Source organism: Escherichia sp. B1147, from assembly GCF_001660175.1.
GTDB lineage: Bacteria > Pseudomonadota > Gammaproteobacteria > Enterobacterales > Enterobacteriaceae > Escherichia > Escherichia whittamii.
The window spans coordinates 315683-328507 of record NZ_LFHY01000005.1 but is presented as its reverse complement, the minus strand read 5'-3'; the positions used below and the strand labels follow the sequence as shown (position 1 = coordinate 328507).

At 49.9% G+C, this 12825-nt stretch carries 12 protein-coding genes and 3 pseudogenes; 9 read left to right on the top strand and 6 right to left on the bottom strand.

Annotated elements, in window-relative coordinates; genetic code table 11:
• Positions 1-89 precede the first annotated feature (89 nt).
• On the top strand, positions 90-1052 hold the full coding sequence (locus A9180_RS04750) for an ISNCY family transposase (RefSeq protein ID WP_064526696.1): 963 nt from the start codon (positions 90-92) through the stop codon (positions 1050-1052).
• 82 nt (positions 1053-1134) lie between these two features.
• On the opposite strand, the pseudogene A9180_RS24990 reads toward A9180_RS04750, so the two are convergent.
• The 4 genes and pseudogenes from A9180_RS24990 to A9180_RS04735 all read right to left on the bottom strand — a co-directional run.
• Positions 1135-1239 (bottom strand): annotated as a pseudogene (locus A9180_RS24990) (2-keto-3-deoxy-L-rhamnonate aldolase); the annotation flags it as partial.
• A gap of 45 nt (positions 1240-1284) precedes the next feature.
• Positions 1285-1443: pseudogene (locus A9180_RS24595) on the bottom strand (helix-turn-helix domain-containing protein); the annotation flags it as partial.
• A gap of 216 nt (positions 1444-1659) precedes the next feature.
• Positions 1660-2862, bottom strand: coding sequence for a nicotinamide mononucleotide deamidase-related protein YfaY (locus A9180_RS04740; protein ID WP_064526692.1), 1203 nt, complete (start codon positions 2860-2862; stop codon positions 1660-1662).
• Positions 2863-2961: 99 nt separating this feature from the next.
• On the bottom strand, positions 2962-3504 hold the full coding sequence (locus tag A9180_RS04735) for a YfaZ family outer membrane protein (protein WP_064526689.1): 543 nt from the start codon (positions 3502-3504) through the stop codon (positions 2962-2964).
• Between the two features lie 280 nt (positions 3505-3784).
• Here A9180_RS04735 and nudI point away from each other — a divergent pair, with 280 nt between their 5' ends.
• Entirely contained in the window at positions 3785-4213 is a 429-nt protein-coding gene (nudI, locus tag A9180_RS04730; protein WP_064526686.1) for a nucleoside triphosphatase NudI, read from the top strand.
• 36 nt (positions 4214-4249) lie between these two features.
• On the opposite strand, the gene ais is transcribed toward nudI, so the two are convergent.
• Positions 4250-4852, bottom strand: a complete 603-nt coding sequence (ais, locus tag A9180_RS04725) for a lipopolysaccharide core heptose(II)-phosphate phosphatase Ais (protein ID WP_064526683.1) — start codon at positions 4850-4852, stop codon at positions 4250-4252.
• A gap of 314 nt (positions 4853-5166) precedes the next feature.
• Here ais and arnB point away from each other — a divergent pair, with 314 nt between their 5' ends.
• From arnB to arnF, 7 genes and pseudogenes are all read left to right on the top strand, one after another.
• On the top strand, positions 5167-6306 hold the full coding sequence (gene arnB / locus A9180_RS04720) for a UDP-4-amino-4-deoxy-L-arabinose aminotransferase (RefSeq protein ID WP_064526682.1): 1140 nt from the start codon (positions 5167-5169) through the stop codon (positions 6304-6306).
• Between the two features lie 3 nt (positions 6307-6309).
• Complete coding sequence (gene arnC, locus A9180_RS04715) at positions 6310-7278, top strand: undecaprenyl-phosphate 4-deoxy-4-formamido-L-arabinose transferase (RefSeq protein ID WP_064526679.1); 969 nt, start codon at positions 6310-6312, stop codon at positions 7276-7278.
• Positions 7278-9260: pseudogene (gene arnA, locus A9180_RS04710) on the top strand (bifunctional UDP-4-amino-4-deoxy-L-arabinose formyltransferase/UDP-glucuronic acid oxidase ArnA). Before arnC ends, arnA begins: the two are co-directional and overlap by 1 nt.
• A complete protein-coding gene (gene arnD / locus A9180_RS04705) occupies positions 9257-10150 on the top strand; it encodes a 4-deoxy-4-formamido-L-arabinose-phosphoundecaprenol deformylase (protein WP_064526676.1) in 894 nt (297 codons plus the stop codon). The pseudogene arnA and the gene arnD overlap by 4 nt, the downstream one beginning before the upstream one ends.
• Positions 10147-11799: a lipid IV(A) 4-amino-4-deoxy-L-arabinosyltransferase gene (arnT, locus tag A9180_RS04700; protein WP_064526673.1), complete on the top strand. Its 1653-nt coding sequence runs from the start codon at positions 10147-10149 to the stop codon at positions 11797-11799. Before arnD ends, arnT begins: the two co-directional genes overlap by 4 nt.
• Complete coding sequence (arnE, locus tag A9180_RS04695) at positions 11796-12131, top strand: 4-amino-4-deoxy-L-arabinose-phosphoundecaprenol flippase subunit ArnE (RefSeq protein ID WP_064526670.1); 336 nt, start codon at positions 11796-11798, stop codon at positions 12129-12131. The genes arnT and arnE overlap by 4 nt, the downstream gene beginning before the upstream one ends.
• Positions 12131-12517: a 4-amino-4-deoxy-L-arabinose-phosphoundecaprenol flippase subunit ArnF gene (arnF, locus tag A9180_RS04690; protein ID WP_064526667.1), complete on the top strand. Its 387-nt coding sequence runs from the start codon at positions 12131-12133 to the stop codon at positions 12515-12517. The genes arnE and arnF overlap by 1 nt, the downstream gene beginning before the upstream one ends.
• Here arnF and pmrD read toward each other — a convergent pair.
• Positions 12511-12777 carry a signal transduction protein PmrD gene (gene pmrD / locus A9180_RS04685; protein ID WP_064526664.1) on the bottom strand — a complete coding sequence of 89 codons (267 nt, stop codon included), beginning with the start codon at positions 12775-12777 and terminating at the stop codon, positions 12511-12513. The genes arnF and pmrD overlap by 7 nt on opposite strands.
• Positions 12778-12825 lie beyond the last annotated feature (48 nt).

Genomic DNA, 12825 nt, shown 5'->3' with positions numbered 1-12825 from the left:
ACGTCTCGCAAAGGCTAAAACTGCCAGATGTCATCGGCCTGCGATCCCCGTAATGTCCTGTCATCATAAAAATCAGGTGACGGACAACCATGACTGAATCAACAACATCCTCCCCGCATGATGCGGTGTTTAAAACGTTTATGTTCTCGCCCGAAACCGCGCGGGATTTTCTGGAAATACATCTGCCAGAACCGCTGAGAAAACTTTGCAATCTGCAAACTTTAAGGCTGGAACCCACCAGTTTTATTGAAAAAAGTTTACGCGCTTACTACTCGGATGTTTTGTGGTCGGTAGAAACCAGCGACGGCGAAGGTTATATCTACTGCGTGATTGAGCATCAAAGTTCTGCGGAAAAAAACATGGCCTTTCGACTGATGCGTTATGCCACTGCCGCCATGCAGCGCCATCTGGACAAAGGCTATGACAGAGTCCCGCTGGTAGTGCCAATGCTGTTTTATCACGGCGAAACCTCACCCTACCCATATTCACTGAACTGGCTGGATGAATTTGACGACCCGCAGCTTGCCCGGCAGCTCTACACCGAGGCATTTCCGTTGGTGGATATCACCATCGTCCCTGACGATGAGATTATGCAGCATCGCCGTATCGCCCTGCTGGAGCTTATTCAGAAACATATTCGCGAACGCGATTTAATCGGTCTGGTCGACAGGATCACCACGCTTTTGGTTAGGGGCTTCACTAATGACAGCCAATTACAAACACTGTTTAATTATCTCCTGCAATGCGGCGATACCTCCCGTTTCAGCCATTTTATCGAGGAGATTGCCGAACGTTCACCACTACAAAAGGAGAGATTAATGACGATTGCTGAACGGCTACGGCAGGAAGGACATCAAATTGGTTGGCAGGAAGGTAAACTGGAAGGTTTGCAGCAAGGTAAGTTAGAAGGTTTGCAGAAAGGTAAAGTAGAAGGCATGCATGAACAAGCCATTAAAATCGCTTTGCGAATGCTGGAACAGGGCATCGCTCGTGACCTGGTGCTCGCAACCACCCAGCTAAACGAAGCCGATCTAACAGAGAAAAATCACTAATCTCCGCACAGACCCACAGTCAATCCCTGTGGGCCTTTGATATTAATAATTTCCTGTTATGCGTGGCCCATTTTTGCCTGATTTAAATCATTGCCAGTCGCTTATCGAGGGCATGACTGTAGAGCATCGTGTCAACGCCTACGGCGACAAAGTTCGCTCCCCACGCAAGGCATTGCTGCGCCATATCTGGGTCAACAGCCAGAAAACCTGCGGCTTTACCCGCAGCGCGGATCCGCCGGATGCTTAGTTCATTAAGCAACAGATAGGCCGTACTTTTCGGGATCCCCAATGTGTCGATGATCGTCGCAGCACTACAGGGGCCAATGCGGGCAATCAGATTGAGAATATCAATAGCCCGTGTCAGGGCGGGTACTTTGCTTGATTCCAACATACTGGACTCCAGTCTTAGATACTGGAATCAGTCTGGTCGCTCAGGGTGAGTAAAATTGTGAAGCGCATCAAATCCCGTTTCTCGTCCAGCGGACTGGAGAAATTACGTACAAAATTGTGAATCTGCGCACGGATTTTTTCTTACTGAGTACAACAGGTTGGACAAATTTGCGGGAGGGTAATGTGCCGGTGCAGTAAACCGGCACAGAATGACCGATCAAACAGATAAGGTCATGGACTCAACAACCTCAATCCAGCCATGGTCGCTGGCGATATCCTGGCCGTTCAGCCAGCGGCGCAGCATGTTAAGTGCCATCATTGCGCACACTTCCTGACGAATAGCCAGGCTGTAACGCGTGGTGCTGAAATGTACGCGCAGGGCGAAAGTGCCGTCCGGCGTGGCGAGCGCAAAGTTGAGATACTCGTTCTCGAAACCAGAAACAGCCAGTGCCAGCCCGGCAAAATGGTTGGCCCGCCGTTCTGTAATCCAGTGTGCAGTTTGCGCCAGGGTTTCTTCCTGTGAAGGAACCACTTCACACGCCAGCAATGGAGCACCTGCGCGAGATAGTTGCAAAGCCAATAAACCGCCGGTGAATTGCTCGCTCAACGTCAAACTGAACTGGCGATTTTGCAATTCGCGACTGATCTGCGCTGGCAATCCTTCGGTGCCTTCGAAAATCACGCTCTGTCCGGCAACACGTTTAACGTCCAGCCACAGTTTTTCCATCGCCTGTTGCTCGCTTGCCGGTCCGGTCAGCTTAAGTTCAATTATCGGCATCGAGGAGCGATAGCCCATCGTTACGCCCGGCGGTAATTGCAGAGAGTCCAGGCTTTGCGCCAGATCGCTTTCCGAACGACCAAAGGTAGTCAAACGCAGGCAAACCGGCGGTTGCGACAATGCAAATCGCTCGCGCAGGCGCGGCAGGATTTCATGCTCGACCATCACTTTAAATTCCGACGGCACGCCAGGGGTAAAGAACATCAGGCAACGGTTAAGCTGCACGGCAAAACCACAGGCGGTGCCTACGGGGTTATTGATGAACTCGGCACTCGCTGGCAGTTCTGCCTGTTTACGGTTGCTCGGCGCCATCGCGCGACCACGTTCGCGGAAATAACGTTCCATCTCTTTAAGCCAGGCTTCATGCAGCACCAGACTTTCACCTTTTGCTGTCGCAGCAGCGAGCGCGCTTAAATCATCGCTGGTTGGCCCCAGCCCGCCGTTGACGATCAGCACATCGGCATGCTGACTGCGCTCACGAAGAATGGTGACTAAATCTTCAAGGTTATCGCCTACGGTATTACGGCGAGATAGCGGCAAGCCCTGATGAAAGAAAAAGTCGGACAGCCAGGCTGCATTCGTGTCAACGATTTGCCCGTGTAACACCTCATCCCCGGTGGATAGCATTTCCACTTTTAACATGGTTATCTCCTGCTTTTGTTATCGAATCACTATAACGCAAAGGGAGATAAGGCGTAGTAAGAAACTGAATGGCGCGACAGAACGCCGCGCCGGAAGGCATCAGAAGCTGGCGTTAACCCCAACATAAGGGCCGTCAGCCACGGCATTATCGCGGTTGCCGTCTTTCCCCGACAGGTTCAGATAACGGTAACCTGCCTCAATGCTGACTGGACGCATAATGGTGTAACGCGCGCCAGCATTCGCTTCTTCATAACTTTGAATACCGCTGGAGAGCGAATCCGGAGAGTAATAATACTCACCAAACAGACGGAAGCTGTCGCCAATTTGCCACTGCAAACCACCACCGACTGCTGCCGCGTAACCTTCATCGCCGTAATTCGGGTTGGTATAAACACCTTTCCCACCTACAGTTGCCATTAACGGCCCCAGAGGAAGATTCAGACCCAGCCCCACGCCCGCGACATCACCGTCGTCGTCGTTATGTGTCCAGTTACCGCTTAACGCCAGTCCCGTAGACTCGGTCCCGAAACCGACGCCAATATTGGTGTATTCCTTACCTGCCTGGCCGCTGATACTCATCGCATTGACCGATGCAGAAACCAACAGCATTCCAGCCAGAACTGGTAGCGCAAATTTTTTCATTTTTACCTTTTCCCGCAACAAGATAATCAAAATTCCCCAAAGCTGCGGGATTGTACTGCCTGACGCAGTGGATTCAATGCGCGAAAAAAGTGATCAGCTAACTTATTGTAACTAAATACTTCTCAAATAGTTTAACGCCGAAAAAATAAACATGATTTAACGTTATAAACAAAAATAATAATCAGTGCAGTTATCATCGCAAAAGAGACTAATGTCACTTTCGCATATTTATGAGTTGCCGTATTCTCTTGGTTTATTTTCGATTATAAGGAACATCCCTGTGCGACAACGGACTATTGTTTGCCCTTTGATTCAAAATGATGGTGCTTATCTGCTATGTAAAATGGCTGACGATCGCGGCGTTTTCCCGGGTCAATGGGCGCTTTCGGGCGGTGGAGTGGAGCCTGGCGAGCGTATTGAAGAAGCATTACGCCGCGAAATCAGAGAAGAGTTGGGCGAGCAACTGATTCTTACTGAAATCACTCCGTGGACTTTCAGCGATGACATTCGCACTAAGACGTATGCAGATGGTCGTAAGGAAGAGATTTATATGATTTATCTGATCTTTGACTGCGTTTCTGCCAACCGTGAAGTGAAAATAAACGAAGAGTTTCAGGAATACGCGTGGGTAAAACCCGAAGATCTGGCGCAATACGATTTGAATGTTGCAACCCGCAAAACGTTACGTTTGAAAGGACTGCTGTCATAGAAACGACAGCCATAACTGGCTGTCATCTTAAAAATATCAACGATTAACAAACTCACCGTCCAGAAATACTTTGCCTTTTTCCACATGCATTACCAGTCCATCCAGATAATCTGGTTTAAATGTCGCATTACGTTTGTCTTTGGCAATATACGTCAGGCAATGGTTATGGGTAAAAATAACAATATTCTTACCAGGCGATGTTGTTTGCAGATCCTTAATTGCGCTATAAATCTCGTTCCCACAATGTAGAAATCGCTTATCTACCGTCAGTTTTTTGCCCGCTGAAAACCAGGTCGCCGATTGAATGGTCCGAATGGTATTACTGGAATAAAGATCGAAATCAGGGATATCTGCGCTGAAGGCTTTGCCCAGTTCACGCGCATCCTGAGAGCCATTTACCGTAATACCTGTTTTGTCTGACAAGCATTGATTGGAGGAACGATCGCAGCGTTCTCCATGGCGAAACAGAACCACCACCGGGTGCTGTTGCGACAATCTGGCCAACGTTTTGTTGTCGATACGCGGCAAACCATTACCACTCCAGGCTGCATGTGTACCCAGCACTGCAATCGCAGCAAGCGCCAGTAAAATTAAGGCATATTTTTTAGACTTCAACGAAGTCCGGCAAAAGGCTAACACGTAGGCTCCACCTGTAGACAAGCTAGCCGCTAAGTGACCACGAAAACTAACGACATTTTCATCGGCAAATAGTGGCTGGGATAATATTAAGACATTACGATGCACGCAAAATGCCTTAAATCTTGTCAAATTAAAAGCCCGAATAAGATAAAAAAACAAAAAAAATAATATTTAAGTCTTATATTTATTCCTTAAGGTTAAATTAATATTCTAACCTTAGAATTCCATTCCAAATGGCAAAATACATATAACGTCCCCTATAACAAATATTAGTGGATAGATGGGGAAAGTATTCAATGGCCGAAGGAAAAATAATGTCAGATTTTTTGCCTTTCTCACGCCCGGCAATGGGTGCGGAAGAACTCGCGGCAGTTCAAGAGGTCCTCGAATCCGGTTGGATCACCACGGGTCCGAAAAATCAGCAACTGGAACACGCCTTTTGCCAGTTGACAGGAAATCAGCATGCCATTGCAGTCAACTCAGCCACTGCCGGAATGCATATCACGCTGATGGCGCTGGGGATTGGCGCTGGCGATGAAGTGATCACGCCTTCACTGACCTGGGTTTCAACCCTCAATATGATTTCTTTGTTGGGCGCTACGCCGGTGATGGTAGATGTCGATCGCGATACGCTGATGGTTACGCCTGAAACAATCGAAGCAGCCATTTCGCCGAACACTAAAGCCATCATTCCAGTGCATTATGCCGGTGCGCCAGCAGATATTGACGCTATTCGCGCCATTGGTGAACGCCACGGTATCGCAGTCATCGAAGATGCCGCCCATGCCGTCGGTACGTATTACAAAGGCCAACATATTGGTGCGAAAGGTACTGCTATTTTTTCGTTTCACGCCATCAAAAATATTACCTGTGCGGAAGGCGGTCTGATTGTTACTGATGATGAAAACCTCGCCCGCCAGCTACGTATGCTGAAATTTCATGGTCTGGGCGTCGATGCATATGACAGGCAAACCTGGGGCCGCGCACCGCAGGCAGAAGTATTAACGCCTGGCTACAAGTACAATCTGACCGATATTAACGCCGCTATAGCCCTGACGCAGTTAAATAAATTAGAGCAACTTAACACCCGTCGTCGGGAAATTGCCCTGCAATATCAACAAGCACTGGTAGCTCTCCCGTTCCAGCCTTTAAGCCTTCCCGTATGGCCGCATGTTCACGCATGGCATCTGTTTATTATTCGTGTTGATGAACAACGTTGCGGTATCAACCGCGATGCATTGATGGAGGCGTTAAAAGAAAAAGGCATTGGCACCGGGTTACATTTCCGCGCCACCCACACGCAAAAATATTATCGCGAACGTTTTCCCGCTCTTTCGTTACCCAATAGCGAATGGAACAGCGAACGCATCTGCTCATTGCCGCTGTTCCCGGATATGACCACCGCTGACGCCGAACGCGTCATCGCTGCCCTTCATCAACTCGCAGGACAATAAGCAATGTTTGAAATCCACCCTGTTAAGAAAGTCTCGGTGGTTATTCCTGTTTTTAACGAGCAGGAAAGCTTACCGGAATTAATCAGGCGCACCACCGCAGCCTGCGAAACACTGGGGAAAGAGTATGAGATCCTGCTGATTGATGACGGCAGTAGAGATAATTCCGCACAAATGCTGGTCGATGCCTCACAAGCGGAGGGCAGCCACATCGTGTCCATTTTGCTTAATCGTAATTACGGACAGCATTCTGCGATCATGGCAGGTTTCAGCCATGTTACCGGTGATTTAATTATTACCCTTGATGCCGATCTCCAGAATCCGCCGGAGGAGATCCCCCGTCTGGTAGAAAAAGCCGATGAAGGTTACGACGTGGTGGGTACTGTGCGCCAGAATCGCCAGGACACCTGGTTTCGTAAAACGGCATCGAAGATGATTAACCGGCTTATTCAGCGCACCACCGGCAAAGCGATGGGCGACTATGGCTGTATGTTACGCGCCTATCGCCGTCATATTATCGATGCCATGTTGCACTGCCATGAGCGCAGCACCTTTATTCCAATTCTGGCGAATATCTTCGCTCGCCGCGCCATTGAAATTCCGGTGCATCATGCCGAGCGTGAGTATGGCGAATCTAAATACAGCTTTATGCGTCTGATAAATTTGATGTACGACCTGGTGACCTGCCTTACAACTACGCCGTTGCGTATGCTGAGTCTTCTCGGCAGCGTGATTGCGATTGGGGGTTTCAGCATTGCGGTACTGCTGGTGATTTTACGCCTGACCTTCGGGCCACAATGGGCGGCGGAAGGCGTCTTTATGCTATTTGCCGTGCTGTTTACTTTTATTGGCGCTCAGTTTATTGGCATGGGATTACTCGGTGAATATATCGGCAGGATCTACACCGATGTCCGCGCCCGTCCCCGCTATTTTGTTCAGCAAGTTATCCGTCCATCCCGCAAGGAAAATGAATAATGAAAGCCGTTGTTTTTGCCTACCACGATATGGGTTGCCTCGGTATTGAAGCCCTACTTGCTGCCGGTTATGAAATTAGCGCCATTTTTACCCATACCGATAATCCTGGCGAAAAAGCCTTTTATGGTTCGGTGGCCCGCCTGGCGGCGGAAAGAGGCATTCCGGTTTACGCACCAGATGACGTTAATCATCCGCTGTGGGTGGAACGCATTGCCCAACTGTCGCCAGAGGTGATTTTCTCTTTTTATTATCGCCATCTCATTAGCAACGAGATTTTGCAACTCGCTCCCGCAGGCGCATTTAATCTGCATGGTTCGCTGCTACCGAAATATCGTGGTCGCGCGCCGCTGAACTGGGTGCTGGTGAACGGTGAAACGGAAACGGGTGTTACATTGCACCGAATGGTTAAACGCGCCGATGCCGGGGCCATTGTTGCCCAACTGCGCGTTGCCATTGCGCCAGATGATATCGCCATTACGCTGCATCATAAATTGTGCCATGCCGCGCGTCAGTTGCTGGAACAGACGTTACCCGCCATTAAACACGGTCATATTCTGGAAATCGCCCAACGCGAGAACGAAGCCACCTGTTTTGGCCGCAGAACACCAGAGGACAGTTTCCTCGAGTGGCACAAACCGGCAGCCGTATTGCATAACATGGTGCGCGCCGTCGCCGATCCGTGGCCTGGCGCCTTCAGCTATGTTGGTAATCAGAAATTCACCGTCTGGTCGTCACGCGTACATCCTCATACGTCCGCAGCACAGCCGGGAAGCGTGATTTCTGTCGCTCCGTTGCTGATTGCCTGTGGTAATGGCGCGCTGGAAATCGCCACCGGACAGGCGGGTGACGGCATTACCATGCAAGGCTCGCAATTAGCCCAAACGCTGGGGCTGGTGCAAGGTTCACGGTTGAATAGCCAGCCTGCCTGCGCCGCGCGGCGCCGTACCCGAGTGTTGATCCTCGGGGTAAATGGTTTTATCGGTAACCATTTGACAGAACGCTTGCTGCGCGAAGATCACTATGAAGTTTATGGTCTGGATATTGGTAGTGACGCGATAAGCCGTTTTCTGAATCATCCGAATTTTCACTTTGTCGAAGGTGATATCAGCATTCATTCCGAATGGATTGAGTATCACGTCAAAAAATGTGATGTCGTATTGCCGCTGGTGGCAATAGCCACACCGATTGAATATACCCGCAACCCGCTACGCGTATTTGAGCTCGATTTTGAAGAGAATCTGCGCATTATCCGTTACTGCGTGAAGTACCGTAAGCGAATCATCTTCCCGTCGACTTCATAAGTTTATGGGATGTGTAGCGATAAATATTTCGATGAAGACCATTCTAATTTGATCGTCGGCCCAGTGAATAAACCACGCTGGATTTATTCGGTGTCAAAACAATTACTTGACCGGGTGATCTGGGCGTATGGTGAAAAAGAAGGTTTGCAGTTCACCCTCTTCCGCCCGTTTAACTGGATGGGGCCACGACTGGATAACCTTAATGCGGCGCGAATTGGTAGCTCACGCGCGATTACACAACTCATTCTCAATCTGGTGGAAGGTTCACCGATTAAGCTTATTGATGGCGGAAAACAAAAACGCTGCTTTACTGATATTCGGGATGGTATCGAAGCGTTGTTCCGCATTATTGAGAATGCGGGAAATCGCTGTGACGGTGAGATTATCAACATTGGCAATCCTGATAACGAAGCGAGTATTGAAGAACTGGGCGAGATGCTGCTGGCAAGCTTTGAAAAACATCCGCTGCGCCACCACTTCCCGCCGTTTGCAGGCTTTCGCGTAGTAGAAAGCAGTAGCTACTACGGCAAGGGATATCAGGACGTGGAGCACCGTAAACCGAGTATCCGCAATGCCCGTCGCTGCCTGGACTGGGAACCGAAAATTGATATGCAGGAAACCATCGATGAAACGCTGGATTTCTTCCTGCGCACTGTCGAGCTTACGGATAAATCATCATGACCAAAGTGGGTTTACGCATTGATGTCGATACCTTTCGCGGTACCCGCGAAGGTGTACCGCGTCTGCTGGAAACCATGAGTAAGCATAATATTCAGGCCAGCATTTTTTTCAGCGTCGGCCCGGACAATATGGGCCGCCATCTCTGGCGACTGGTGAAACCACAGTTTTTGTGGAAGATGCTGCGCTCAAACGCGGCATCGCTTTATGGCTGGGATATTTTACTGGCAGGTACAGCATGGCCAGGAAAAGAGATTGCTCATGCCAACGCCGACATCATTCGTGAGGCGGCTAAACACCACGAAATCGGCCTGCACGCCTGGGATCATCACGCCTGGCAAGCCCATAGCGGTAACTGGAGTCGGCAAACGATGGTGAACGATATCGCCCTCGGTCTTCGTACGCTGGAAGAGATAATCGGCCAACCGGTAACCTGTTCCGCCGCCGCGGGCTGGCGTGCCGATCAACAAGTGATTGAGGCAAAAGAAGTGTTCCATTTGCGCTACAACAGCGATTGTCGCGGGGTGATGCCGTTTCGTCCGTTACTCGAGTCAGGGCTCCCCGGCACTGCACAAATACCGGTAACGTTACCCACCTGGGATGAAGTGATTGGCCGGGATGTGAAAGCGGAAGATTTTAACGGCTGGCTACTCAACCGCATCCTGCGAGATAAAGGAACGCCGGTTTATACCATTCATGCCGAAGTTGAAGGCGGCGCTTATCAGCAGAATTTTGTGGATCTCCTGAAACGCGCCGCTCGTGAAGGCATTACGTTTTGCCCATTAAGCGAGCTGCTAACAGAGACATTGCCTGTCGGGCAAGTTGTTCGCGGTACTATTGCCGGACGTGAAGGCTGGCTGGGTTGCCAGCAGGCTGCGGGAACTCGTCCATGAAATCCATTCGCTATTACGCAGCATTCTTTGCGTTTATTACCGTCTATTATCTCTTGCCGATTAATTATCGTCTGCTTTGGCAACCTGATGAAACGCGTTATGCGGAAATCAGTCGGGAAATGCTGGCCTCCGGCGACTGGATTGTGCCCCACCTGTTAGGGCTACGTTATTTCGAAAAACCGATTGCCGGATACTGGATTAACAGTATTGGGCAATGGTTATTTGGCGCGAATAACATTGGTGTGCGGGCAGGCGTTATCTTTGCGACCCTATTAACCGCCGCGCTGGTGGCCTGGCTTACTCTCCGTTTATGGCGCGATAAACGTCTGGCACTACTCGCCGCGGTGATTTATCTCTCGCTGTTTATTGTCTACGCCATCGGCACTTATGCTGTACTCGATCCATTCATCGCATTCTGGCTGGTGGCGGGAATGTGCAGCTTCTGGCTGGCAATGGACGCACAAACCAGGAAAGGCAAAAGCGCGGGATTTTTACTGCTGGGATTAACATGTGGCATGGGGGTGATGACCAAAGGTTTCCTCGCCCTCGCCGTGCCGGTATTAAGTGTGCTGCCGTGGGTAGCAGCGCAAAAACGCTGGAAAGATCTCTTTATTTACGGCTGGCTGGCAATCATCAGTTGCGTACTGACGGTTCTCCCCTGGGGGCTGGCAATAGCGCAACGGGAGCCTGACTTCTGGCACTATTTTTTCTGGATTGAGCATATTCAACGCTTTGCGATGGACGATGCCCAACACAAAGCCCCGTTCTGGTACTACTTGCCGATTATCATTGCCGGTAGCCTGCCGTGGCTGGGATTACTCCCCGGCGCGCTGCGTGCTGGCTGGAAAAACCGCAGCCATTCCGCAACCGTCTATTTGTTGAGCTGGACGGTGATGCCACTGCTGTTTTTATCCATCGCCAAAGGCAAATTACCCACCTATATTCTCTCCTGCTTTGCGCCTTTAGCGATGTTGATGGCGTATTACGCTTTGCAGGCAGCAAAAAATAATCCTCTGGCGTTGCGGATTAATGGCTGGATCAATATCGCATTTGGCGTTACTGGCATTATTGCCACGTTTGTTGTCTCTCCCTGGGGACCAATGAGCACGCCAGTCTGGCAAACTTTCGAAATCTATAAAGTCTTTTGCTCATGGTCGATTTTTTCGCTGTGGGCATTTTTCGGCTGGTTTACATTAACGAACGTGGAAAAAAACTGGCCTTTTGCGGCGCTTTGTCCATTGGGGCTGGCGTTGCTTGTGGGTATTGCGATCCCCGACAGAGTCATGGAAGGCAAACATCCGCAGTTTTTTGTTGAGATGACGCAAGAGTCACTCCAGCCGAGCCGCTATATTCTTACTGATAGCGTCGGTGTTGCCGCAGGTCTGGCATGGAGCCTGCAACGCGATGACATCATCATGTATCGCCAGACGGGTGAATTGAAATATGGCCTCAATTATCCGGATGCGAAAGGCAGATTTGTCAGCGGTGATGATTTCGCCAGCTGGCTTACTCAACATCGCCAGGAGGGGATTATTACTCTCGTGCTTTCGGTTGACCACGATGAAGACATTAACAGTCTCCCCATTCCACCTGCTGACGCCACCGATCATCAGGGACGTCTGGTGCTCTTTCAGTATCGGCCTAAATGATCTGGCTGATATTAGTCTTTGCCAGCTTGCTTAGTGTTGCCGGGCAACTCTGCCAGAAACAGGCGACGTGCTTTGTGGCGATAAACAAACGGCGCAAACATATTGCGCTGTGGCTGGGGCTGGCACTGGTTTGTCTGGGGCTGGCAATGCTGCTCTGGCTGCTGGTATTGCAGAACATACCGGTGGGTATTGCCTACCCGATGTTGAGCCTGAATTTTGTCTGGGTGACGCTGGCAGCAGTAAAACTGTGGCACGAACCTGTGTCTTTTCGTCACTGGTGTGGGGTGGCCTTCATTATTGGCGGCATTGTAATTCTGGGGAGCACGGTGTAATGGGCCTGATGTGGGGATTATTCAGCGTCATTATTGCTTCTGCTGCGCAATTAAGCCTCGGTTTTGCGGCGAGTCATCTGCCGCCGATGACGCAGTTGTGGGATTTTATCGCTGCGCTTTTTACTTTTGATTTCGGTACCCGGATGCTGATCGTCGGCCTGGTTGATTATCTGATCTCCGTTTTTTGCTGGTATAAGGCATTGCATCAGCTGGCACTCAGCAAAGCCTACGCCTTACTGAGTATGAGTTATGTACTGGTATGGATTGCATCAATGGTACTTCCCGGCTGGGAAGGAACTTTTTCTGTGAAGGCACTGCTTGGAGTAGCCAGTATTATGGGTGGATTAACGCTGATTTTCCTGCCAGTTCGAAATAAAAATCACTGACGATTTCTGGATGTTTTGCGTACATTCTCCCACTCTTCGCCACTGTAGCTTCGGGCATCAATAACTTTAATTGTGCGTTGTGTATCCCGGTTAATGCAGTACATCGCATCCTGTAGCGGTGAGAGTAAATCACCAGGCTGAACAATGACATCGTTGCACACTTCGGCAATCATTTTGAGAGCACCACTGGTATCACTAAGGACCAATACATGGCGATTTTTTGCCGCGCCGCAACACGTCTTTTTTACTAACCACTCCATTGCACCTCCCTGTTAGATAAGAATTTTCATATTAATTTACAGATTAAC